The 23,015-nt window shown below is 71.7% G+C and carries 18 protein-coding genes; 6 read left to right on the forward strand and 12 right to left on the reverse strand.

What is annotated here, in order from left to right; genetic code table 11:
• Nucleotides 1-64: 64 nt before the first annotated feature.
• Together ABIA33_RS15800 and ABIA33_RS15805 are read left to right on the forward strand one after the other, a co-directional pair.
• Entirely contained in the window at nucleotides 65-1,420 is a 1,356-nt protein-coding gene (locus tag ABIA33_RS15800) for a DUF1800 family protein (protein ID WP_370081828.1), read from the forward strand.
• A gap of 23 nt (nucleotides 1,421-1,443) precedes the next feature.
• On the forward strand, nucleotides 1,444-2,721 hold the full coding sequence (locus ABIA33_RS15805; protein ID WP_370081830.1) for a DUF1501 domain-containing protein: 1,278 nt from the start codon (nucleotides 1,444-1,446) through the stop codon (nucleotides 2,719-2,721).
• A 176-nt stretch (nucleotides 2,722-2,897) separates the two neighbouring features.
• Here the strand turns inward: ABIA33_RS15805 and ABIA33_RS15810 are convergent, their stop codons facing one another.
• From ABIA33_RS15810 to ABIA33_RS15830, 5 genes are all read right to left on the reverse strand, one after another.
• The gene (locus ABIA33_RS15810; protein WP_370081832.1) at nucleotides 2,898-3,677 is read right to left on the reverse strand and encodes an arylamine N-acetyltransferase; all 780 of its coding nucleotides are present in this window, start codon (nucleotides 3,675-3,677) and stop codon (nucleotides 2,898-2,900) included.
• A 110-nt stretch (nucleotides 3,678-3,787) separates the two neighbouring features.
• Nucleotides 3,788-4,468: a hypothetical protein gene (locus tag ABIA33_RS15815; RefSeq protein ID WP_370081834.1), complete on the reverse strand. Its 681-nt coding sequence runs from the start codon at nucleotides 4,466-4,468 to the stop codon at nucleotides 3,788-3,790.
• A gap of 104 nt (nucleotides 4,469-4,572) precedes the next feature.
• Entirely contained in the window at nucleotides 4,573-5,661 is a 1,089-nt protein-coding gene (locus ABIA33_RS15820) for a hypothetical protein (protein ID WP_370081836.1), read from the reverse strand.
• Between the two features lie 147 nt (nucleotides 5,662-5,808).
• Nucleotides 5,809-6,978: a transglycosylase family protein gene (locus ABIA33_RS15825; protein ID WP_370081838.1), complete on the reverse strand. Its 1,170-nt coding sequence runs from the start codon at nucleotides 6,976-6,978 to the stop codon at nucleotides 5,809-5,811.
• Nucleotides 6,979-7,010: 32 nt separating this feature from the next.
• Nucleotides 7,011-10,109, reverse strand: coding sequence for a LysM peptidoglycan-binding domain-containing protein (locus ABIA33_RS15830; protein WP_370081840.1), 3,099 nt, complete (start codon nucleotides 10,107-10,109; stop codon nucleotides 7,011-7,013).
• A gap of 152 nt (nucleotides 10,110-10,261) precedes the next feature.
• Here ABIA33_RS15830 and nagB point away from each other — a divergent pair, with 152 nt between their 5' ends.
• Together nagB and ABIA33_RS15840 are read left to right on the forward strand one after the other, a co-directional pair.
• A complete protein-coding gene (gene nagB, locus ABIA33_RS15835; RefSeq protein WP_370081842.1) occupies nucleotides 10,262-11,044 on the forward strand; it encodes a glucosamine-6-phosphate deaminase in 783 nt (260 codons plus the stop codon).
• Nucleotides 11,045-11,247: 203 nt separating this feature from the next.
• Nucleotides 11,248-12,879, forward strand: a complete 1,632-nt coding sequence (locus ABIA33_RS15840; protein ID WP_370081844.1) for an AMP-binding protein — start codon at nucleotides 11,248-11,250, stop codon at nucleotides 12,877-12,879.
• A gap of 55 nt (nucleotides 12,880-12,934) precedes the next feature.
• Here ABIA33_RS15840 and ABIA33_RS15845 read toward each other — a convergent pair whose 3' ends face one another.
• From ABIA33_RS15845 to ABIA33_RS15865, 5 genes are all read right to left on the reverse strand, one after another.
• Nucleotides 12,935-14,998: an ArnT family glycosyltransferase gene (locus tag ABIA33_RS15845; protein WP_370081846.1), complete on the reverse strand. Its 2,064-nt coding sequence runs from the start codon at nucleotides 14,996-14,998 to the stop codon at nucleotides 12,935-12,937.
• Nucleotides 14,999-15,137: 139 nt separating this feature from the next.
• Complete coding sequence (locus tag ABIA33_RS15850; RefSeq protein ID WP_370081848.1) at nucleotides 15,138-15,635, reverse strand: putative toxin-antitoxin system toxin component, PIN family; 498 nt, start codon at nucleotides 15,633-15,635, stop codon at nucleotides 15,138-15,140.
• The gene (locus ABIA33_RS15855) at nucleotides 15,632-15,883 is read right to left on the reverse strand and encodes a hypothetical protein (protein ID WP_370081850.1); all 252 of its coding nucleotides are present in this window, start codon (nucleotides 15,881-15,883) and stop codon (nucleotides 15,632-15,634) included. Before ABIA33_RS15855 ends, ABIA33_RS15850 begins: the two co-directional genes overlap by 4 nt.
• Nucleotides 15,884-16,094: 211 nt before the next feature.
• On the reverse strand, nucleotides 16,095-16,523 hold the full coding sequence (locus ABIA33_RS15860) for a hypothetical protein (RefSeq protein WP_370081852.1): 429 nt from the start codon (nucleotides 16,521-16,523) through the stop codon (nucleotides 16,095-16,097).
• Nucleotides 16,524-16,995: 472 nt separating this feature from the next.
• Nucleotides 16,996-19,680 (reverse strand): glycoside hydrolase family 9 protein, encoded by a 2,685-nt coding sequence (locus ABIA33_RS15865; protein WP_370081854.1) that lies wholly within the window; start codon nucleotides 19,678-19,680, stop codon nucleotides 16,996-16,998.
• 232 nt (nucleotides 19,681-19,912) lie between these two features.
• Here ABIA33_RS15865 and ABIA33_RS15870 point away from each other — a divergent pair, with 232 nt between their 5' ends.
• Complete coding sequence (locus ABIA33_RS15870) at nucleotides 19,913-21,229, forward strand: alginate lyase family protein (protein ID WP_370081856.1); 1,317 nt, start codon at nucleotides 19,913-19,915, stop codon at nucleotides 21,227-21,229.
• A 46-nt stretch (nucleotides 21,230-21,275) separates the two neighbouring features.
• Nucleotides 21,276-22,049, forward strand: a complete 774-nt coding sequence (locus ABIA33_RS15875) for a class I SAM-dependent methyltransferase (RefSeq protein WP_370081858.1) — start codon at nucleotides 21,276-21,278, stop codon at nucleotides 22,047-22,049.
• Here ABIA33_RS15875 and ABIA33_RS15880 read toward each other — a convergent pair.
• A complete protein-coding gene (locus tag ABIA33_RS15880; protein WP_370081860.1) occupies nucleotides 22,035-22,622 on the reverse strand; it encodes a TetR/AcrR family transcriptional regulator in 588 nt (195 codons plus the stop codon). The two genes, ABIA33_RS15875 and ABIA33_RS15880, sit on opposite strands and share 15 nt — an antisense overlap.
• Nucleotides 22,619-22,981, reverse strand: coding sequence for a DUF1304 domain-containing protein (locus ABIA33_RS15885; protein WP_370081861.1), 363 nt, complete (start codon nucleotides 22,979-22,981; stop codon nucleotides 22,619-22,621). The genes ABIA33_RS15880 and ABIA33_RS15885 overlap by 4 nt, the downstream gene beginning before the upstream one ends.
• Nucleotides 22,982-23,015: the final 34 nt, after the last annotated feature.

Genomic DNA, 23,015 nt, shown 5'->3' on the forward strand with positions numbered 1-23,015 from the left:
GGTCGGCGCGTGCCAGCCGATCGCAGGGCGGCGCACAGGGGAACGCTGATTGCGGGTGGGTGCTGTGACGTCTCCGACTCCATCGTCATCTTCGACAGCTGTCGGTGACCCACGGGCCGAGGTCGCGCACCTGCTGCGGCGGGCCGGGTTCGGCGGCCGCCCCGAGGAGATCGACGCCGCCGCCACGAACGGATACGAGGCGACGGTGGACACGCTGCTCGCCGGTCCGGGACCGGGCGGAGACCCTGGTGCCGCGGCCACGCCGCCGCCGGACCTCGGCCCCGAGCCCACTGCCGTGGGCCGTGACCCGGCCGCGCGGAAGGCCGCGAACCAGCAGCGGGCGCAGCAGGAACTGCTGCTGGTGGCCTGGTGGCTGGACCGGATGACCCGGGTGACCGCGCCCCTGGTGGAGAAGCGCACCTTCTTCTGGCACGGCCACTGGGCCACCTCGGAACAGAAGGTCCGCAGCCCGCAGCTGATGCTGGCGCAGAACCAGACCCTGCGCGCCCTCGGCGGCGGCGACTTCGGCGTGCTGGCGCACGCGATGGTGCACGATCCGGCGATGGCGCTGTGGCTGGACGCGTCGGGCAGCACCAGGAGGGCGCCCAACGAGAACCTCGGGCGCGAGCTCATGGAGCTGTTCACCCTCGGCATCGGGAACTACACCGAGAACGACGTGCGCGAGGCGGCGCGAGCGCTGACCGGCTGGCGGCTCGACCGCACGGACGGGCGGCTGGTCTTCAATCCGGCGGCCCACGACAGCGGGAGCAAGACCGTCGTCGGGCAGAGCGCCGACTTCGACGCCGAGTCGCTGGTGGACCTGCTGGTCGGTCAACCCGCCTCGCACGTCCATGTGGTGACCCGGCTGTGGAATCGCCTGGCCGCGCCGGGGGCCGTCCCTGCGGACGCGATGGGACGCCTGCTGGCCGCCTACGGACCGGGGCGGAACCTCACGGCGCTGCTGAGGGCGCTGCTGCTGGACCCGGTCTTCCGTGGCGCGACCGTACGCGGCGCCCTGGTGAAACAGCCGGTCGAGTACGTGGTGGGCGCACTGCGGATGCTCGACATCAGGGTGGACACCGGTCCCGGCCGCAGCCGCACCACCCTGCTCGCGGCGCTGCGGGCGCTCGGCCAGATCCCGTTCGAGCCGCCGAACGTCGGCGGCTGGCCGGCTGGGAGCGCCTGGTTGACGACGGCGGCCGCCCAGGCCCGGCTGGTGTTCGCCCAGTGGGCGGTCTCCGGCGCCGACATCCGGCCGGTGACCTCGGCGCCGGCCGCAGCGCGGGTGGACGCAGCGGCGCGACTGCTCGGGGTGGACGCCTGGACCCCGCGCACCCGGGCGGCGCTGGCGCAGGTCCAGGACGACCCGCGCGAGCTGGTGCTACTCGCCCTGGTCTCGCCCGAGTACGCAACAAACTGAAGTCCCAAGGGAGTTGAGCCAGGATGGACCGATGGACCCGACGGAGGTTCCTGCTGGCCTCAGGCGTGGTCGGCGCGGGTGCGCTGGCCGCCGGAGGCACCGTCATCGGCTGGCAGGACCTCGCCCACGGAGCCCGCACCAGTCCGCTGCCGGCGCAGTCCGCGGTGCTGGTGGTGCTGACGCTCTACGGCGGCAACGACGGACTCAACACGGTGATCCCGGCTGGTGACTCCGCCTACCAGGACGCCCGTCCCGACCTCGCGTACACCCCGGCGCAGGTGCTCGACCTGGGAGACGGCCTCGGGCTGAACCCCGCGCTCAAGGGGCTGCACGCGCTGTGGGAAGGGAAGCGGTTGGCGGTGGTGCGCGGCGTCGGCTACCCGAAGCCGAGCCACAGCCACTTCCAGTCGATGGACATCTGGCAGACCGCCTCGCCGGAGATCCCGCAGAGCACAGGCTGGCTCGGCCGCTGGCTGGACGCCACGGGAAAGGACCCGCTGCGCGCGGTGTCCCTCGGCGGGGTGCTGCCACCGCTGCTGGCGGGTGCGTCGACCGCCGGGTCCGCGCTGCCCACCGGTGCGTTCCGACTGCCGAAGGGCCGCAGCCTGAATGCCTTCACCACCCTGGGGGCGGAGTCCCCCGCCGACTCCTCCACCCAGGCGCAGGCGGCGACCGCCGACCGCGATCTGCTCACCGTCGCGCGGACCTTCGGCGGGGTTTTCGACGGGGCGAAGGCGTCCCTGAGCCCCCGCCAGTCGCCCTCGCCGACCGCCTCGCCCGCTGCCACGCCCACCCCCGGCGGCCAGACTGCGCAGCCCGCCTACGCCGGGAGCGGGGTGCTCGCGTCGCAGCTCGACGTCGTCGCCTCCTGCATCGCGGCGAAGGTCCCCACCCGCGTCTACGCCGTCAGCCTGGGCGGGTTCGACACCCACGCGGGCGAGAAGGCCACCCAGGAGCAGCTGCTCGGAGAGCTCGACCAGGCCGTGTCCGGTTTCCTCGCCCGGGTGGAGACCGGCCCCAACCCCGTGGTCCTGGCGGTCTACTCCGAGTTCGGCCGCCGGGTGCAGGCCAACGCCAACCAGGGCACGGACCATGGGACGGCAGGTCCGGTGCTGGTCGCCGGCACCCCGGTCCGGGGCGGCTTCTACGGCGCGCAGCCGAGCCTGACCGACCTGGACGCCGGGGACCTGAAGTTCAGCACCGACTTCAGGTCCGTCTACGCGACGCTGCTGCACCGGGTCCTGGCGTTCGATCCCGCGCAGGTCCTCGGCAAGGACTACCCCCTGCTCGGCTTCGTCTAGGAGGGTGCGGAAGATCTAGGCCGGGCTCGCGACGCCCTGCGCCCGCGACGACAGCGGCTCCGCCGCGGGCGCTTGCCGCGTTGTCTCCCCCACCCTTCGGGCGGGAGGTGCCCCCTGGTCGCCCTCTACGCCGCATGACGCCGCTCCCTGTTCCGGCCCAGATCTTCAGCACCCTCCTAGCCACCGACGGGACGGCGGGAGGGCGGGCTCGGCAGGGTGATGCCGAAGTGCTGCCGGTATGCCTCCAGCAACGCACTGTCGCCGATGAGTTCCTCCTCCCGGCGTTCGCTGCCCGAGGTCTCGATCAGGGTGCGGTCGCTGAGGGTGACCCTGCCCGTGGTGGTCAGGCGCGAGCAGACCGGCGCCTGCGTGAAGTGCGAGTCGGGCGAGGTCTGCTGGTACCAGCAGCCCGCCGTGAAGTCGTCCAGCGTGCGGGGCCGGCTCTCCAGCCGGTACTGCGGCTTCCCGTCCATCAGGACGTCGAGGTCGCCGAAGGCCCGCTCGACGAGCTGGAACCGTCCACCCGGATCCTGCTGCTCGTCGCGCTGGAGCAGGCGCAGCGGGTGGTGGGCAAAGCGTCCGAAGCCGACGTCGACCAGCCAGGGCTCGTCCAGGTCGACCCGAAGTGCGAGGTGGTCGAAGGGGATGCCGAGGCTGTCGCCGCCGCCGAACACGCGCGCGGAGAGCAGTGTGACCTGGAAGCCCAGCGCGGCCAGCAACGCTCCGAAGGCGCTGTTGAGTTCGTAGCAGAAGCCGCCGCGCCCCCGGTCGACGATCTTTTCGAGCAGCGCTTCCTCGGTCAGGACGATCGGCTGTCCCAGGTGGATGTCCAGGTTCTCGAACGGCACCCGCAGCAGATGCCGGAGCTGCAGCTCCGCCAGCGCGGAGGCGTCCGGAACCCTGGGGCGCTCGGCGCCCATGGCCGCCAGATAGGCATCCGCTCGTTCCTGGTCCACGATGTCCCTTCGGTCAGACTTCCCGCCAGGCTCCATTCCTTCACATGGGTGTGCAACCCGTCATCCGACCGAGGTCCTACGTCCCCTGGCGGACGCGACCGGCACCGGACCTAGACGGTCAGGTCCAGAACGTAGGCGGCAGGGGCGCCGCGGTCGTCGTGGCCGACGACCTGCCGTCCGAACCGGGCGCCGGTGAGCAGCCCGACTGCCTCCCCGCCGGTTCCGGGATCGGCCAGCACGTGCCAGCCCTTGCGGAACGCACCCGGGACCGGCTCGATCGGCTCGGTGCCGGCCAGGGCCTTGTCGCACAGCTCGCCGACGTCCGGTTCCCGCCACCCGCGCCGGTCGATCTCGGGACGGGCCAGCGCGAGCATCCGCTCGCCAAGCCGAAGACTGGTCCCGTCCGTGCCCAGGCACAGCAGGCCGGACCGGATCAGACCCGCGCCGCCACGCCGACCGCCCTGCTCGTCGGCCCAGCTCGTCGCCGGCTTCGCGCCGAACGGGACCACCACCAGCACCACCTGGTTGTCGCCGCGGCGGTCCTCCTCGACCCGCAGCCACACCGGATACCGCCCCGCCGGCAGACCCACGGTGGCGTCCGACTCCGGTGCGGCCGGGCCGGCCGGGCCGGCCGGGTCCCACGGGACCAGGACGCCGCCGGGCAGCACGATCTCGCCCGCCCTGAACGCCGTGAAGTCCCGCTCCGGGCGCCGCGCCTTCGTGCCCAGATAGCTCGCGAACAGGCCGCCGGGGTCCCCGTCGTTCGCAGCATCCGTGTCAACCACAGCCATGCCCCACCTTTCGACTCATCCTGTCGACGCCCGGCAGCGCTGCATGGTTCCCGGAAACCCTGTCAACACCACTGCCAGTGGGGGCAGTTCATGCGGCGACTCGGTCAGCCGACCGGCCGCCGGTCGCGCGGGGTGGTCGGGGTGACCACGACCGCTGCGGTGCGGCGGGGACCGGACCAGGCGGCGGGGACCGCGTCGATGTCGTACGCGAGCTGGTAGGCGAGGGACTCGTAGTTGACGCGCCATCCCCTGAAGTGCGGCCACGCCTGCTCGGCGGTGCGCTCCATCGGAAAGCCCTGTTGCTCCATCCGGGCCACCCCGTCCAGGAACCTCTTGTAGTCGAGGTCGAGGTCGTCGTCGGGTGTGGGATCCGGGTTGTAGGTGATGCCGCGGACCTCGGCGAGATCCCGCAGGCACACGAACCCGGCCCTGAGCGCCAGCCGCACCTGGGTCTGCGGACGCGAGGGGTTGAAGGCGAGATGGAGCGCGGCGGCGTCCAGGACGGCGAGCAGGGAGACCAGCCAGTTGCGCGAGGCGCGCGCGGAGCGGAACAGGATCAGCACCGGATAGGTGGTGTGGCTCTCGTTCACCTCGGCGCTCCACCGCTCCCAGTTCACGAACAGCTCGACCAGGGAGTCCAGGAGGTCCGCCTGGGCGTAGCGGGCCAGGATCTCCGGACCCCAGGGCGGGCTCCCGGCCCGTGACTGCAGCAAGGTGACCTCGGTCTCGCGGGTGGCGTAGGCGCTGTAGAGAGCGGGGAGGTAGCCGATCTGCAGGGCGATCGTGATCGGACCAGTGGCCGCCGCGCAGAAGTCCACCGCCGTGAGCGCGCTGCGCTGGCTGCTGCTGGCGAAGCCCAGGGTGAAGAGCGAGGAACCCGCCTCGCTCAGGGCGGCCTTGACCCCGAAGTCGCTGACGGCGACCTCCAGCAGGGCATAGCCCACCAAGAACGACGCCAGCCACAGCACCAACGTGACCAGGATCGACAGCGGCGCGGCCGGGCCGAGCACCCGGTCCTTCGCCTCGTTGCTGCTGCAGCGGTTCGCGACGGCCTGGAACGGCACGAACAGGGCGCGCCGCACCACCCGCGTGAAGCTGGAGCGGGCGGGTCTCGGGATGACCAGCGTTCGGATCACCGAGGAGAAGACGCCGAGGACGATGATGACGCCCAGTAGACCCAGCACGATGCGCACGTAGGAGTCCTTCCGGTGGAGCAGAGGTCGCCGGACGACCGGATACCGGCCGCTCCCGCACCTCTCGTACCGTACCTGCACCGTCGGCCGGTTCACCGGCTGACGGAGACGAGTCGGTCCCGGAGGAGTCCGCCGTTCGGCGGCGGGTCAGAAGAGGGTCACCCCGTGGGAGGCGAGCCAGCTGACGGGGTTGATGTCGGAGCCGTAGCTCTCGGTGGTGTCGACCTCGAAGTGCAGGTGGGGTCCGGTGACGTTGCCGGTGGCGCCGGACAGGCCGATCTGGGTCCCTGCGGTGAGGCTCTGGCCGGCGGAGACGTCGATCCGCGAGAGGTGGGCGTAGAGGCTGTAGCGGCCGTCGGCGTGCCGGATCACGACCATGCGCCCGTATGCGCCGCCCCACTCGGCTTTGACGACCGTTCCGGTGCCGACCGCGTGGACCACGGTGCCGACGGGGACGGCGAGGTCCACTCCGGTGTGGTGCCCGGCCGCCCACGGGCCGGCGACGCCGTAGCTCTCGGAGATGACCGGGTCGCCGCTGATCGGGGCCACGAATACGGCGGCGGGGATCGGGGTGTGGTGGACGATGCTGGTCGCCGCCTTGGGCTCGGCCGCGGTGCCGGTGGTGGGGGTGGCGGCGGCGGGGGTGGCTTGGCCCCCTCGCCAGGCCAGGTGCTCGCCGGGGAAGATCAGGTTCGGGTCGGCGCCGACCACCGTCCGGTTGGCGGCGTAGAGGGCGTTCCAGCCGCCGGGGACGCGGAGGCTCTGCGCGATGCCCGAGAGGGTCTCGCCCCGCTGGACCGTGTGCTCGACCGTCCTGGTCGGCGCGGTTCTCATGGGACTGACCGGCTTCGCGGGTCTGCTGGGAGCGTGCTGCTTGGCCGGCGCGGGGGCGGGGGCGGGCGCAGTGGCGGCGGGCTGCGCCGCCGCGCCGTTGCCGCGGGTCAGTCCGGCCCGCACGGAGCACACGGGCCAGGCTCCCGTGCCCTGGCCCTGCAGTACGCGCTGCGCGACGGAGATCTGCTCGGCGCGGGTGGCCCGGTCGGCGGTCTCGGCGTAGTGCGTGCCACCGTAGGCTGCCCAGGTGGAGGCTGAGAACTGCAGCCCGCCGAAGTAGCCGTTGCCGGTGTTGACGTGCCAGTCGCCGCTGGACTCGCAGGCCGCGACCCGGTCCCAGACCGAGCTGGTGGCGGCGTGCCCGGCACCAGCCGTCAGGACCGGGATGGCCGCGCCGACTGCGGTCGCCCCCGCGGCCTTCACGAGGACGGCCCCGGTGGCGGGAGGCTGGGGTCGGCGGTGGCGTCCGTTCGCTATGGCCATCAGGGTTGCTCCTTCTGGGTGGTGATGGTTGGTCAGGGATGGCGCCGACCGGAGATCATGCTGAAGAGCTGGAGCGTCTCCGGTTCGTAGTCGCGGTAGCCCATGGCGTCGTTGAGCTGGGCGAGCTGGGTGATGGTGGCGGCCACGTGGTCGCGCCGCCCGGTCGTGGCGTACAGGCGGATCAGGCCCCGGTGCAGGATCTCGGCTTCCGGGACGGCGGCGAGCCCGCTGTGCAGGGCGGCCTCACAGCCGAGGTGGTCGCCACGGGCCAGGCAGCGTTTGGCCAGTTCGTGGGAGGCGTCGATGATCGCGGAGATCATGTCCTGGCGGTACGGCTCGGCCCAGGGGTAGAGGCTGTGCGCCCCGGCGAAAGGCGCCGAGCGGACCAGGTCCAGGGCCCTGCGCAGAGCTGAGTCCGCGGCGGGCCCGGTGCCGTGCATGCCGAGGCGGTACAGCTCCTGGAAGTCCGCCCAGTCGCTGGTCACCGCAGGATGCAGATGCCAGGAAGCCGGGGGCAGGTAGGGGGCGCCGGCGCAGTCGCTGCCGAGCCAGTCGCGGAGCCGGGACAGGGCGACGGAGCGGGCGACCCGGCTGACGACCGCGTCGACGTTGCGAAGGTCGGGGTCGGGCTGCAGGGCCAGCAGGGCCGCCAGCGCGGTGAGCCGGCCGACGGAGGAGGGGTCGGCGACACCGGAGGCCCCGACGACCTGGACCGGCCCGAGGAGCAGGATCCGCGGAGCGGTTCCTGGGTGGGGATCCGTCGGCGATGCGGGGAGCGGCACCTGGGCGGACGTGGGCACCTGCACCTGCACCGGCTGGTCCGCGAAGCCCCCCGGCGTGTCCAGGCAGAGCAGCGGGACCGCTGTCGCCGAGGCGGGGTCGGCCCCGTTCGTGGCTCGCGACCGCGTGGCGAGGACGGGGATGACAAAGGGGTCGTAGGCGCCGGGCTCCGCGTTCGGATCGTGGCCGGTCCAGGCGGGCGGCGGCTCGGCGGGAGCTTGCCCGCTGGTGGCGAGCAGGCTCAGCACCGTCGCCAGCTCGTCCTCATCCAGCCGCTGCAGCTGGACGGCGAACGGCAGGCCCCCTGCGAGCTGGTGGTACCCCGGGCGGGCGTTCAGATGCCAGCCCGCTCCCGGCCCCGCCGGAGTGACGGCCGCGAGGCAGCGGTGCTCGGCGCCGGACAGGACCCAGTCCAGCCAGTCGAGCTGATCAGGGGTCAGGGACTCGTCGGTGCACAGCAGCATCGGGATCCAGGTCTCGGTGGCCACTCCATGGGAGCGGGCCGCCCTCGGATGCTCGACCTGGCAGTCCGCCATGGCGCGTTCGAGCGCCTTCCGGTGTCCGCCCAGGTCCGCCAGGACCTGCTCCGGCCGGCCCCCGGCCCGCAACCGGTCGACGCCGATACGGCCGACCAGAGGCGCGGCGCTGCCGAGGGCGACCAGGCGCAGCTGGTCGGCGAGCGGGCTGGCGGCCAGCTCGGCGACCAGCGCGCGGCTGACCGCGGCGACGTCCTCGGGGCTGCCGTCGAGGTGCAGATGCCGCGCGGTCTCCAGGTCGGCCAGGACATGGACGCCGTCGCGGGTGTGTCCGAGGGTGACCAGGGCCGGGTAGGGGGCGGGGACGTCGTGCGCGCGTTCGGCGGAGACGAGGTCCGCGTCGGCGGCCCGGCAGCTCCACAGCCGGCTGTTGGGCGGCCCGGTGAACGGCGCGATGGCGGCGGGTGCGGGGTCGACCAGGTGCAGGTCGATGACACCGTCGGGGCGCAGGGCGGCGGCGGCGAGCGCGGGCAGCTCCGCACCGGTGTCGAGGCAGGTCATGCCAAGGGTGCGCAGGGTGCGGTCGAGCAGGTCGAGACCGGTGAGTTCGGCCGCGGCGCGCAGGGCCGTCTCGTACCGCTGCTCCTCGGCGGCGGGCATCGGTATCCGGCGGCGCGGGGGGCGACGGCGCTGCTGCAGGATCCGGTTGCGGACCAGCACGCCGACCAGGCCGGCGGCGAGCAGCCCGGCGGCGCCCACCGCGGGGAGGGCGGTCGAGTCGGCGCTGCGGTGCCCGGTCGGCGCCCGCGCGGGAGCGGCCGCTCCGAGCTGTGCTGCTTCGGGGCGTAACAGCTCGGGTGGTACGGCCCCGGGTGATACGGCCCCGGGATGTGCGGCCTCAGGATGTGCGCCTTGGGGTTGTGCGGCGGTTCGTGACGCGACCGCTGGACTGACGCTCCGGCCGCCGCTGCCGTTGCCGTTCGCGCTGCCGGGAGCCGACGGCAGCCGGAGCTGCTGCCCGGGCCGGATCAGATCGGGGTCGGTTCCGATCACCCGATGGTTGGCGGCATACAGCGCCTCCCAGCCCCCGGGGAGGTGGTGCTCATCGGCGATCCTGGAGAGGGTGTCCCCCGCGTGCACGGTGACCTCGACCGGGGCGGCGGGCATGGCGAGCGTCCAGCCTGGACGGAGCGCCGCGTCGGCGCGGAAGACGCTGCCGTCCGCGCCCACGACCCGGCCCTCGTTCAGCAGGGCGATGTCCTTCCACCGCGTGCCGTCGCCGAGTTGGGCCAGGGCGATGGACCAGAGGGTCTCCGCGGGGCGCGCCGCGCGCACGGTGTAGTGGGGTTCCTCGGCGGTCGCCGCGTGGGGGACAGCGGACGCCGTGTCTGTCGGACGTCCGGTGACGGGCGCGGAGCGGGCACCCGTTGCCGTGGTCGTGGCCGTGCTCGCGGGTACCGCCGAGGCGAACGCCGCGCCCACCGGCAGCACCGCGAAGATCGCACCCAGCAGGCCCGCCGCGGAACGCTGGGACCAGCCGAGCGCGGGCAGGCGGCGCGGAACCCGGCCGCGCAGCCGCGCGGGGACCTCGACCACCACGCTGAGCGCGAACGCACCCCAGGCGATCCAGCCGATCAGCGCCAGCGCCCACGCGAACAGCTGCCCCTGGTCCGGGCTGGCGAGCAGGGTGGGGACGTTCCCCGACAGCGGCACGCCTCCCTGACCAGCCAGAGCGATCGTTCCGTACACCAGCCCGGTCGGCAGCACGATCAGCATGAACAGCAGCAGAACCAGTCCGGCGACGGCCCGGATCAGGGTCGGCAACATGCCGGGGCCGAGCGGCACGGCAGCCGCCTTGCGTGTCTGCGGGCCCATGGCCCTCCCCCTTGTCGGCGTGCCGATATCGCTCACCTGGTGACAACTCTGCCGCCTCGTCACAGTGATCGGTAGAGGGGAACCACGTTCAAGGCCGACTCTGCTAAAATTGGTCTATACCATAACGCGCGCCTCAGAACGGTGGGACCAGCATGGAGATAGTGATCGTTCCCGACGCCGCCGCAGGTGGCGAGCTCATCGCCGCGTCGATCGCCGACCTGCTGACCCGCAAGCCCGACGCCCTGCTGGGCGTGGCCACCGGGTCGACGCCGCTGCCGATCTACGAGGCGCTGGCGGCCAGGGTCAGCGGCGGCTCCCTCGACACCTCGCGCGCCAGGATCTGCCAGCTCGACGAGTACGTCGGTCTGCCGACGGGACACCCCGAGTCGTACCGCTCGGTGGTCCTGCGCGAGGTGGTCGAACCGCTCGGCCTGACCGAGTCCTCCTTCATGGGCCCGGACGGCGCCGCCGAGGACATCGCCGCCGCCTGCACCGACTACGACCGCGCGCTCGCCGAGGCCGGCGGCGTGGACCTGCAGCTCCTCGGCATCGGCACGGACGGGCACATCGGCTTCAACGAGCCCTGCTCCTCGCTCGCCTCCCGTACCCGGATCAAGACGCTGACCCGGCAGACCCGGGTGGACAACGCCCGCTTCTTCGACAGCCTGGACCAGGTGCCGCACCACGTCATCACCCAGGGCATCGGGACCATCCTGGAGGCCCGCCACCTGGTGCTGCTCGCCACCGGCGAGGCCAAGGCCGAGGCTGTCGCGCTCACCGTCGAAGGGCCGGTCTCGGCGGTGGTGCCGGCCTCGGCGCTGCAGTTGCACCCGCACGCCACCGTCGTCGTCGACGAGGCCGCAGCGTCCGGGCTCAAGCTCGCCGACTACTTCCGCGCCACCTACGCCGCCAAGCCCAGCTGGCAGCTGCTCTGATCCAGCACCCTCCTGGGAGGGTGCCGGCCGGGAGGGTGCGTCAGGACAGGTTCCCGTCGGGCGGGGTGGCGGCTGCTGGGTGATCCTCCGGTTCGGCGCGCCGTGACGTCGAGGGGGGTGCGGGCGGGAGTGCCACCTCATATCGTGCAGGTGAGCCATGCCACCTCGTGCCTCCTGCTCCGGACCGCACCCAGGGAGTCCCCATGCCCGCACCCGCGCCCAGCCACGCCACCGGACCTGCAGAACCCGCCCTTCTCGACGAGACCATCGGGGCCGCCCTGGACCGCGCCGTGGCTCTCCACGGCGAGCGCGAGGCCCTGGTCGACGTGCCCAGCGGACGCCGCTGGACCTACCGGGAGCTCGCGGACGAGGTGGAGGCGGTCGCTCTCGGGCTCGGCGCGCTGGGTGTGGAAAGCGGCGACCGGGTGGGCATCTGGTCGCCCAACTGCCCGGAGTGGACCTTCCTGCAGTACGCCACGGCACGGATCGGCGCGATCCTGGTCACCATCAACCCCGGCTACCGCAGCCACGAGCTGGAGTTCGTGCTCAACCAGGCGGGGGTGCGCACCGTCGTCGCCCTGCCCGCGTTCAAGACGTCCAACTACGCCGGAATGCTCGCTGAGGCCGCCCCCAACTGCCCGGCACTGCGGGACATCGTGCTCATCGGCACCGAATCCTGGGCCGCGCTGACGGCGGCCGGACGCTCCGGCGACGGCAGCGACCTGGCGGCGGTCGCCGCCGGGCTGGACGCCCGAGACCCCATCAACATCCAGTACACCTCGGGGACGACGGGCTTCCCCAAGGGCGCGACACTGTCGCACCGCAACATCCTCAACAACGGCTATTTCGTCGGCGAGCTGTGCAACTACACCGAGCAGGACCGGATCTGCATCCCGGTGCCCTTCTACCACTGCTTCGGCATGGTCATGGGCAACCTCGCCGCCCTCACCCACGGCGCTTGCACGGTCATCCCCGCACCGGCCTTCGACCCCGCCGCCACCCTGGACGCGGTGGCCTCGGAGCGCTGCACCTCTCTGTACGGGGTGCCGACCATGTTCATCGCCGTCCTCAACGACCCCGGTTTCGCGGAGCACGACCTCTCCTCGCTGCGCACCGGGATCATGGCCGGCTCACCCTGCCCGACCGAGGTCATGAAGCAGGTGGTGGAGCGGATGGGCATGCGCGAGGTGTCCATCTGCTACGGCATGACCGAGACCTCGCCGGTGTCCACGCAGACCCGCGTCGACGACTCGCTGGAACACCGCGTCTCCACCGTGGGCCGGGTCGGCCCGCACCTGGAGGTGAAGGTGGTCGACCCGGGCACCGGCCAGACCCTTCCGCGCGGGACCGACGGCGAGCTGTGCACCCGCGGCTACTCGGTCATGCTCGGCTACTGGGACCAGCCGGACCGGACCGCCGAGGTCGTCGACCCGGAGGGCTGGATGCACACCGGCGACCTGGCGGCCATGGACGAGGACGGCTACCTCACCATCACCGGCCGGATCAAGGACATGGTGATCCGCGGCGGCGAGAACATCTACCCACGCGAGATCGAGGAGTTCCTGCACACCCACCCCGACGTCCTGGACGCCCAGGTCATCGGCGTGCCGGACGCCAAGTACGGCGAGGAGCTGATGGCCTGGATCCGGTTGCGGCCGGGTGCGCCCGAGCTGACGGCTGAGGCGCTGCGGGAGTACTGCGCGGGGCGGCTCGCGCACTACAAGATCCCGCGCTACGTGCACCTGGTCGACGCGTTCCCGGTCACCGTCACCGGCAAGATCCGCAAGGTGGAGATGCGCGAGGAGGCCGTGAAGCTGCTCGGCCTGGACGGCTGAGGCTGCTGGGCCCGCACCGCCGAGGCTGCTGGGCCCGCACGGCTGAGGCGCGGGCTCAACGGGCCGCCGCCCGGCAGTGGTAGAGCCGCACCCCGGCCACTCCCCCGCCGTAGGAGCCGGGCGGCACGGGCGCGCAGCTGTGGCTGACCCACCGCGTCGCCTGGGCGGCGGCCGTGCCGGCGGTGGCGGTGACGGCTGCCGCGTCGCCCGAGGTGGTGTCAGCGATCAGCACATACCTGAGCTTTCCCTGGCTGACCTGGCGCTGGAGCGCACCGAGGGTGGGCGAGGGGACCTGGTCGGTGAAACCGCCGATGGGGAGCACCCGGGCGTCTGCGGCCAGGATGTACGGGGAGGCGAGGGTCCAGCTGGTGGTCGCGAAGAGGTAGCGCGCGCCGCCTCGGTGCGCTTCCGCATAGGCGATCAGCGCGCGCTGACGGCTGGTCAGCACCCCGGCGGAGGACCCCCTGCCGGTTCCCCCGGCCCCCTCGCCCCCCGCTGGCCCGGCGAAGCCGGCGGCCAGAGCGGCCCAGGGTCCGGCGGCTCCGGCGGCACCGGCCCCCGAACGCGCGAAGGGCAGATGGCGGGCGGGCGGCCCGACCGCTCCCATCGCCGAGTGGCCGTACGCCGCATTGAACACCGACGCGGTCCAGGCAGCCGGGGCCAGCAGGATCGCCGCCAACCCGGCGACCGCGCCGAAGCGCCCCGCCCTGGCCCGACCCCCGAGGCTCGGTCCCACCAACGGCACGGCCAGCAACAGCACCGACGCCCCGGCCAGCAGCAGGACAACGGGCCCCAGACCCGGCAGGAACGCGGGGTAGTCCCCGGCGACGTACGCAGCCCAGGCCCCCGTGGCGGCGACTGTGGCCGGCAGCGCCCAGGCGCCGAGCCCACGGCCCTGGTGGGCGCGCCACAACAGCACCAGGCCCGCGCCGCTCAGCGCGGCGAGCGGTGCGGCGACGACCCCCATGTAGTAGGTATGGCCTGCGACGCTGCCTGCGCTGAAGACCAGGAAGTAGACGGCGAACCAGCCGCCCCAGAGCAGGAATCCGGCCCGGGCGGGGTCGGTTCTCGGCTCCCGCCGGCGCCGGTGCAGGCCAAGGCCGAGGCCGGCCAGGCCAAGCGGGTAGAACCAGCCGGTCTGCGAGGCCAGCGGACCGGCGAGCATCTTGTGCCAGCCACCGTCCTCCCGCGCTGGGTCGCCCATCGGCCCCTGACCGTAGGAGTCGTGGCCGTGGCCATAGCCGCCACCTGCGCGTACGGCCGAGACGCTGCCGGTGTCGGCGGCGTTCATGCCCACCGAGGAGAAGCGGTTGAGGAAGTTGTAGCCGACGACCATGCTCACCGCGGAGTTGTCGGTGGTCCCGTCGACGTACGGCCGGTCCTGCGCCGGGGTCAGCGTGATCAGCAGCATCCACGAGGCGGAGACGGCCAGAGTGACCGTTCCTGCCAGCACCAGATGGACCAGCCTGCGGCGCAACGCGGTAGGCGCGGAGAGCAGGTACACCAGCGCCAGTACCGGCAGCACGGCGAACGCTTCGAGCATCTTCGCCTGGAAGGCGAACCCGATCCAGCAGCCTGCCAGCAGCAGCGAACGCAGCCGGGCCGCGCGCGCGGCGCGCTGGGTGGCGTCTGCGGCGAGCAGCAGGAACAGGGTGAAGGCAGGGTCCTCGACCGCGGTGCGGAAGAGCCCGGCCACGACCGGCGTGAGAGTGAAGAACGCGGCGGCGAGTAGTGCCGCGTTGGTCCCGGCCCAACGGCGGACCGCCCGGTGCAGGACCAGGACACTGAGCACGCCCTCGATCACCTGGGGCAGCGTCAGCGCCCAGGGGTGGAACCCGAAGAGCCGAGCGGAGAGGGCCTGCGGCCACAGGAAGCCGGGGAGCTTGTCGAGCGTGATGGTGTTGCCCGGATCGAACGCCCCGTACAGGAACGCCCTCCAGCTCCCGGCCATGCTGCGGACCGCGTCGGCGTAGAAGGGATGGAACTGGCTGTGCTGGATGTCCCAGGCGTAGAGCAGAGCTGCGACTGCGGTGATCACTATCAGCACGGGACGGGCATAGCGGGGCTGCTGGTCGGGGGCGGGCGCGGGGCGCAGTGGGAGCATCACGGTCGTTGCCATGACCGCGAGCCTGCCCGCACCGGCGGACCGCCTACGACCTGAAACACCTCACGCGGCAAAACCGTGGGACAAATCTGGTGCTTTCTTGAACTTCCGGACATTCCTCAGCTGCCTACACCGCGAGCTGCCCTCGGGTCGCTCATCGCCGACGACGGTGCCGACGCATTCCGTCCACCTTCGCGGCGAACTCGCGCGGCCGCAGGACCGGAGTGCCACGCCAGGGCGACATGCTGGTCAGATCCGCATCATCGGAGACGATGAGCAGCGCGCCGACTTCTGCGGCGAGGTCGAGGATGCGATTGTCCTCCCAGTCAGAACAGTCAGAGACAGTAGCTGCGGGGTCCACCACGCCACCCCCACTGTGGTCACAGATCTCCACGAGGAGCGAGATGAACTTCTCGACCATCGCAAGATCCCATTTGAGCCCCTCAGCAAGCACCCGCGCGGTGTTGTCGAGAATGTGCGGGGACAGCCACAATCCGAACTCCGCAGCGTCCACGACGACGCCCAAGCAGTCCGCAAACGGATTTCCCGACGTGGGCGGCGGCGAAGGCCATGAGCGAAACGGGCTGTTCCCCCCTGCGGCGGCCCCCACCAGGACGTTGACGTCATGGACGACCGGTACCGGCTCGCTCATTCCCGCCCCTTGAGCACGCGACGCGTGATCGCCGTGACGTCGGCAAGGGTCGCCCCCTGCTCCGCCAACTTCTGCTCCCCGTACGCCTGAACCTCGCGCAGTTCCTCGGCCAACTTCACCGACTTCATGACTCTTATCGTCGCTCGCAGATACGCCGAGCGGTTGCCGCCGCCGAAGTACTCGACAAGCTCGTCAAGCTCAGCCCGGTCCGCGTCGGACACCGCGAACCCTATGGTCTGGGTGCTCACGAGTCGTCCTCCCTCAGCTGCAGTTGCATACAGATTGCACTTCAGATGCAGGATACCGCTCTTCTGGGGACGCGGCCAGGATTGGAGCGCCTGTATCAAAGCCAGGCCCGGCTCGGAGTCCAGCAGCGCTCCGGCCGGCTACTCGCCGCGCGCAAGTGCTGCGGTCAAAGCGGGTGGTCCGAGCAGTTCGTGGTCCGGCGGAGTCCCGCCCTCAGATCTCACACAGCACACCAGAGACGTCCACTTGTTCCAGGCGATCCAGACAGCGACCGATCTCCACAACGAGTTCGTCCGCACTCGCCGGGAATTCCAGCGGCCCCGTGCAAAGCAGCTCCGCGGACTCCTCCCCGTCCTGCTCCAGCGTCACCCTGGCCGCGATATCCACGTGCTGAGCGTTGAAGTCAACGGCCAGCTCGCATGTCACCGCACCTCCCTGCTTCAGAACCAGCGCATGGCCGTCGAAGTAGGTCACCCGGCTTGGATCGTCCGAGTACTGCCACACCGGGCCAAGAGCTTCACGATCCGAGACCGAACCGACTGCCGCCAGTTGTTCCCAAGCCCTCACCAGCGACTTCAGTCTGAAGTGGGCATCTCGAAGGACCACTGCCAGCGCGATGGCTCCGCGCCCTGACTCGTCCATTGACTACTCCTCACCCCGCGCTAACGGCCGGACCGGCCAGAGCGCGCCTCTGTCGTGCGCCGCCGGGCCGCCGGACCCCGGCAGCGCCGACGGGTCCGGGCTGGTTTCGGTATACCGGGGGCCCGGGGATCCTACTGAGGCGTGCCTTCGAGTCCCTTGAGCGGCCAGTACCCGAACTCGCTGACCAACCAGCCCAGGTTCGGTGCCGCGCCGCCCGGGCAGTTTAGACCGACCGGCAAATGGAGGGCGGCGTCGCGGGCAAGGGGGCACCTCCCGCCCGAAGGGTGGGGGAGGCTCTCGCCCAGACGGCTTCTCCTCAGTCGCCAGGGCTCCGCCATGGCTCCTTCGTCGGCACCGCCTGGACTCGGCCCTCGACCCTCCCCCAACCTTCGGCCGGGGGGACCCCCCTTTTCTTCCACCCTCCATGCGCCGGTCGGTCTTAGTAGGCGCGGGCGGGCGGCCGCCGCACGGCTCAGGACGGGGAGGCCGGGACGTCGATCCGGTCGAGGTCCGGTGCGGACGCCGACGCGTTGCCGAAGGTGATCGTGTTCGTTCCGGCTGCCAGGGTCAGGCTCACCGTGGCGGTGCCGGGCGTGGTGAAGGCCCCGGTCGGTGCGAAGGCCACCGACTGCGCGGCGCCGCCGTTGACGCTGATCTGCGCGGTGCGCGCCGAGGTCGAGCCGTTGGTGTAGGCCACGGTCACCAGGTAGCTGCCGGCGGAGGTGACGGTGACGCCGTTGATGGTGAGGGTCGCCCCTTTGCCGATGTAGCCGACCCGGGCGCCACCCGAGCAGGCGGAGCAGCTGATGACCGCGGCCCGGCCGGTGCGGGTGTTCGCCGCCGCCTCCGCCTCGAAGCTGCCGCCGCTCGGCCCGGTGCCCGAGGTGACCGTCAGGTTGAAGGCCGCGGTGTGACTGCCCGACGCCGCCGAGCCGGTCAGCGTGATCGGGTAAGTCCCCGCAGCCGCCGAGGCGGTGGTGCCGACGGTAAGGGTGGAGGAGCCGCCGGAGGTGACCGAGGCGGGCGACAGGGACACCGTGACACCCGCGGGAGCCCCCGAGGCGGTCAGCGCCACTGTCTCGGCGCTGCCCGCAGTGACGGCGGTGGCGACGGTCGCCGTGACCGTGCCGCCGACGCTGACGGAGCCGCTGCTCGGGGAGACCGACACCGAGAAGTCGTTGCTCGGCGGGGTGGCTCCGCCCAGCGACGCCTGCAGTGCGCCGGCGAGGACCGCACTCCCGGTCATGTCGAGCGCGGGCTCGCTGGTCTGCCAAGAGCGGACGTCGTCGACGTACTCGCTGCCGTGGCCGGTGAAGGCGGTGAACGAGTCGTTCTCGCACTTCTTCATACCGCTCTGCAGGCTGCCGAGTCCGCCGCTGAAGTTGCCGGTGCCGTTGGGTCCGTTGACCACGGCTCCGGTGTCGATGGGGCTGGACCCGTTGGTGGAACCGACGATGTTGGGGATCTGCGACCCCATGCAGTCGGGGAAGGTGGTTCCGGCGCCGATCATGAAGCTGGTGCCCCAGGCGTTGCCGCCGAGCAGCCAGTCACGCTGCGCGCCGGCGAAGGCCGCGTACTGGGTGTCGCCGCTGGCCTTCTGGTAGAGGGCCTCGGTGGTGATGAAGCCAAAGGTGTGCGCGTCGACGTCGAAGTCGGCGTAGTTGCCGCCCTCGCGGAAGATGTCGGCGGCCGAGACCTTCGCGGCGGAGGCGACCTGCGCCTTGAGGTTGGCGACGAGCGCGGCGGGGGTGACGGCGAGTCCGGACGGGTTCCCCGCCTTCCCGAGCGCGGTGATCAGGTCGGCGTGGGCCAGGGCGCTGTTGTCGTAGAGGTTGAAGGTGTCGTTGCCGGAGTCGCTCGCGATGTAGTCGGAGGCCCAGGTCGCGGCCTGGGTCAGGTACGGCTGGTAGACGGAGCTGGGCTGTCCCAGGGCCTGCTGCGCCAGCGTGATCTCGGTCGCGCCCAGTTCCATCGCGTCGTGCCAGATGGACTCCGGGTAGTAGGCGTTGGGGGCCGCCGTCTCCAGGGTGCTGGACGGGCTGGTGTTCGCCATCGCGTACAGGGAGGTGGCGTTGGCGAGTTCGGTGGCCGCCTGGGAGCTGTTCCCCGCGGCGGCGTCGGCCTGGGCGGCGAAGGCGAAGGAGGCGGCGACCCGCCCGACGATGTCCGGGTCGATCTTGGCTCCGGGGGCGGCCGCCTCGAAGACCGGCCGGTGCGCGGCCGCGTAGGTGTCGGCGCTCGCCGTGTCCGAGTCGTCCACCTCGGGCAGCCGCCACAGGTCGTGGTCGCCGTAGAAGGTGCCCGCCGCGTTGCCGCTGCCGATCCCGACCTGGAGATAGAGGGTCTTGGTGGAGGGGTTCCACATCTTGTTCAGCCAGCTGCTGCCGTACCGGGCCTCGGCCGTCAGCGACGCCGGGGCGCCGGTCCCCAGCGCGCGGGCGGAGGCGAAGAGCAGGTTGTCGGCGTTGGCCGTGGTGAAGGTGAACTTGAGGTAGTCACCGGCGTCGAACCAGCCGCCGGACACGTCCACCGGTCCGCCGATCCGGGTCAGCGAACTGCCGTTGATGACGTCGCCGTTGCCGCCGGACTGGAAGCTCGGGATCTTGTAGACCGTCGCTGCTGAGTCGTTGAGATGCGCCGGCTTGCGCTTCAGAGCACCGGCGATGACGTCGGAGCCGTCGCGCTGGTTCTGGTAGAAGTTCACGCCGTCGGTGACCAGGGTGCCGTAGAGCGAGGCGGCACTCTCGATCTGGAAGCTGTCCGAAGTCGCCTGCACCGGGCCGCTGGTGACGATGTGGTAGGTACCGTTCGCGGTCAGACCGGAGAAGTCGATCGGGTACACGTCGGGATAGGCCGAATTCCACGAACCGCGGCTGGCGGCGGCGACGCTTCCGCTCGCCACCGTGCTGCCGGCCGAGTTGACCACCTGGTACGTCGCACCGGAGACGGCCGCGCTGGTCATCAGGTAGGCGACCTTGGTGTCGCCGTTCGCATAGCCGACCTGGTCGACCCGCAGCCGGCCCGTGGTCGCCGCCTGAGCGGTCGCGAACGGCACGACGGCGAGGACCAGTCCCCCGCCCACGGCCAGCGCGGTCAGTACCCGGCGGTCGGGGCGGCGTATGCGATGTCTGTGCAGCTGGCGAGTTGACGATCCCATACGAACTCCTCGGAGGGGTGTATGTGGGGGCCAAGCAAGTTAGTTAAGCTTCCTTACTCGATGGGTGGACCGTACTGGCCGCCTCGGACACCGTCAAGACCGCGAGATCTCGTAAATCTTTCTTACTCCTCCCCATGGACCCTCCGCGCGAGCGGGACTAACCTCTGCTGATGAGTCTTCAGATATGTATCCAGTGTTCATGTTTATGAACATCCGCGAAGGAGACCCGACGATGCCACCCGTCGACCCACAGCACCGCGCACCCGCCCGCCGCAGGCGGCTCGCCCTCGGCTCCGCCCTGGCGGTGTGCGCCCTCCTGGCCGCCGGCGTGATCAGTACCGCCACAGCCGGCGCCGCGAGCACTCCGCCGCCCGGCGCGGTCCCGCAGACCGTCGTCCTGGACGGCGTTCAACTCGCGGCGACCCGCGCCAAGCTGACTGCGGGTCAGTCCGATCTGGTCGCCGAGCTCAAGCTCCTCACCGCGCGTGCCGACTCCGCACTGACAGCCGGCCCCTGGTCGGTCATGGACAAGACCCGGACCCCGCCGAGCGGCAGCAAGCACGACTACCTCAGCCAGGCCCCGTACTGGTGGCCGACCAAATCCCCCACCAGCAGCAACCCCTGGGGCTGCCCTTACGTGCAGAAGGACGGGCAGCGCAACCCGGCGGTCGACAGGATCAGCGACCACTCCGAGCGCGGCCAGATGTTCAACGCCGTCTACAACCTCACCCTCGCCTGGTACTACACCGGCAAGCCCGCGTACGCCCAGCGCGCCGAGCTCGACCTGCGGACCTGGTTCACCAACCCCGCCACCGCGATGAACCCGAACCTGAACTACGCCCAGATCATCCCCTGCAGCACCGCCGTACGCGGCGAGGGCGGCATCGACTTCTCCCAGCAGTTCACCGACGTCATCGACGCCACGGCCATCCTCGACTCCGGCGCACCCTCCTGGACCAGCGCCGACCACACCGCCATGACCAGCTGGTACCGCACATTCCTGACCTGGAACCGGACCAGCCCGAGCGGCCTCGCCGAGTTCAACGCGACCAACAACCACGGCTCCTTCGCCGCCATGGAGGAGTCCGCGCTCGCCCTCGCCACCGGGCAGCCCTCGCTCGCGAAGACCATCGCCTCGGGCGTCGAGACCCGCCTACTGCCCGGCCAACTGGCCGCCGACGGAAGCGAACCGCAGGAGCTCGCCCGCACCCGCAGCTGGCACTACTCCAACTTCAACCTGGTCGCGCTGACCCGGCTGGCGCTGATCGGGCAGCATGTCGGCGTCGACCTCTGGCACTCCAGCACACCCAAGGGCGGCAGCATCCTCACCTCCGTCAACTACCTGATCCCCGCGGCCACCGGCGCGGTGAAGTGGACCCACCCCGAGCTCGACTTCCAGGCCTACGCCGCCACCGACGTCGTCCACGCGGCGGCTGCCGCCGGAGACCCGAAAGCGGCAGCCGCCGAGAGCCTGCTCTCGCCCCCACCCGGAGGCGACATCTGGGCGCTGCGCCCCGCCCCCGAGCAACTGGACTCGATCACGGGTTGAGAGAAATGCGTTGGCCCGTTCGCGAGTCCGCTGTCACGATCGCACGATGACGACGCGAACCTTCGAGGACCTTGTCGCAGAGGCCGACTCCGTCTCCGTGGACGGCTGGGACTTCTCCTGGCTGGACGGGCGGGCCGGCGAGGAGCGCCCGTCCTGGGCCTATGCCCGCTCGATGGGCGAGCGGATGGCGTACGCCCGGGCCGCGCTGGACATCCAGACCGGCGGCGGCGAGGTCCTCGCCGGTGTGCCCAAGCTGCCGGCGCTGACGGTGGCCACGGAGTCGTGGCCACCCAACGTCGCCAAGGCCACCGCCCTGCTGCACCCGCGCGGCGTGGCTGTCGTCGCCGACGCGGACGAGCCGCCGCTGCCCTTCGCGGACCAGGCGTTCGACCTGGTGGTCAGCCGCCACCCGGTGACCACCTGGTGGGCGGAGATCGCCCGGGTGCTGCAACCGGGCGGGACGTACTTCTCCCAGCAGGTCGGCCCCGCCAGCGTGTTCGAACTGGTCGAGTTCTTCCTCGGCCCGCAGCCCCCGGAGGCCCGGCGCGGCCGCCACCCCGACGACGCCCGGGCCGCCGCCGAAGCCGCCGGCCTGGAGGTGAGGGACCTGCGGTTCGAGACGCTGCGCACCGAGTTCCACGACATCGGCGCAGTCGTCTACTTCCTGCGCAAGGTGATCTGGATGGTCCCCGGCTTCACCGTCGAGCAGTACCGCGGCCAACTCAAGGCGCTGCACGAGCGGATCCGGGCCGACGGGCCCTTCGTCGCCCACAGCACCCGCTTCCTGATCGAGGCCCGGAAGCCGCTACCGCGTTCCTGACGAACCGTCCGGAAGCGGGGTGCGATGGAGTGCCACCAGCAGGCGCCAGATCAGGTTGGCGAGGTCCTCCGGCGTGCCCGGGACGAGCCCGTGCAGCCAGTCGGCCAGCACGCCGGCGAAGGCCGCCGCCACGGCCGAGGCGACCAGCTCGGGGGCGGGGGCGCCGACCAGCGCGCGTTCCGCGCGGCTGCGTTCGCGCAGCTCCTGGTGCAGCAGCTCGCCGAGCGGGCCGCTGCCGCCGGGCCGGAGCAAGGCGCGGTAGAGCGGGGCGTGCGGGGTGATGTCGGCGAGGAACGCGGCCAGCGCGGGGGGCGGGGCGGCCGGGTCGGGGGCGCCGCGCCAGGCGTGCAGGGCGTCGACGGCGTCGCGGACCACCTCGGCGCAGGCGTCGACGGCCAGTGCCTGGAGGTCCGGGTAGTGCAGGTAGAACGTGGCCCGGCCGAGACCGGCCCGGCGCACCAGGGCGGCCACGGTCAGGTCTTCGAGCGGACGTTCCGCACACTCCTCCAGCAGGGCCCGGCGCAGGGCCGCCCGGGTACGGGCCGTGCGCGGGTCACCCGCCGGGGCGGTCATCCGGCCGCCAGGACCGCGGCCAGGGCGAGCGCGCCCGGCAGCGCCTGGGCCAGCAGGATCCTCCGGTTCGCGGTGACGCCGCCGTAGAGGCCCGCGACGACGACGCAGCTCAGGAAGAAGACCTGGACCCGGTACCCGGTCGGGTCGGCGGCGATCAGGCCCCAGATCAACCCCGCGGCGAGGAACCCGTTGTAGAGGCCCTGGTTCGCGGCCAGGGGCGCGGTCGCACGGGCCATCTCCGGGTCAAAGCCCGAAAGTTCACGACCTGGCTTGCGCTCCCACAGGAACATCTCCATCACCATGATGTAGACGTGCAGCACGGCCACCAGGCCGACCAGCACGCTCGCGGTCATCTCCATGATCGTCACCTCGGGTTCGCAGACTTTATGGACA

It is taken from the genome of Streptacidiphilus sp. MAP12-16, from assembly GCF_041262165.1.
Lineage (GTDB): Bacteria > Actinomycetota > Actinomycetes > Streptomycetales > Streptomycetaceae > Streptacidiphilus.

Bases quoted from the DNA above. Each gene is read 5' to 3' on its own strand.
- ABIA33_RS15825 (WP_370081838.1), bottom strand. From the start codon at position 6,978: ATGGCCATAGCGAACGGACGCCACCGCCGACCCCAGCCTCCCGCCACC.
- ABIA33_RS15840 (WP_370081844.1), top strand. From the start codon at position 11,248: ATGCCCGCACCCGCGCCCAGCCACGCCACCGGACCTGCAGAACCCGCC.
- nagB (WP_370081842.1), top strand. From the start codon at position 10,262: ATGGAGATAGTGATCGTTCCCGACGCCGCCGCAGGTGGCGAGCTCATC.
- ABIA33_RS15845 (WP_370081846.1), bottom strand. From the start codon at position 14,998: ATGGCAACGACCGTGATGCTCCCACTGCGCCCCGCGCCCGCCCCCGAC.
- ABIA33_RS15880 (WP_370081860.1), bottom strand. From the start codon at position 22,622: ATGACCGCCCCGGCGGGTGACCCGCGCACGGCCCGTACCCGGGCGGCC.
- ABIA33_RS15815 (WP_370081834.1), bottom strand. From the start codon at position 4,468: ATGGCTGTGGTTGACACGGATGCTGCGAACGACGGGGACCCCGGCGGC.
- ABIA33_RS15865 (WP_370081854.1), bottom strand. From the start codon at position 19,680: ATGGGATCGTCAACTCGCCAGCTGCACAGACATCGCATACGCCGCCCC.
- ABIA33_RS15875 (WP_370081858.1), top strand. From the start codon at position 21,276: ATGACGACGCGAACCTTCGAGGACCTTGTCGCAGAGGCCGACTCCGTC.
- ABIA33_RS15805 (WP_370081830.1), top strand. From the start codon at position 1,444: ATGGACCGATGGACCCGACGGAGGTTCCTGCTGGCCTCAGGCGTGGTC.
- ABIA33_RS15830 (WP_370081840.1), bottom strand. From the start codon at position 10,109: ATGGGCCCGCAGACACGCAAGGCGGCTGCCGTGCCGCTCGGCCCCGGC.
- ABIA33_RS15870 (WP_370081856.1), top strand. From the start codon at position 19,913: ATGCCACCCGTCGACCCACAGCACCGCGCACCCGCCCGCCGCAGGCGG.
- ABIA33_RS15850 (WP_370081848.1), bottom strand. From the start codon at position 15,635: ATGAGCGAGCCGGTACCGGTCGTCCATGACGTCAACGTCCTGGTGGGG.
- ABIA33_RS15860 (WP_370081852.1), bottom strand. From the start codon at position 16,523: ATGGACGAGTCAGGGCGCGGAGCCATCGCGCTGGCAGTGGTCCTTCGA.
- ABIA33_RS15885 (WP_370081861.1), bottom strand. From the start codon at position 22,981: ATGGAGATGACCGCGAGCGTGCTGGTCGGCCTGGTGGCCGTGCTGCAC.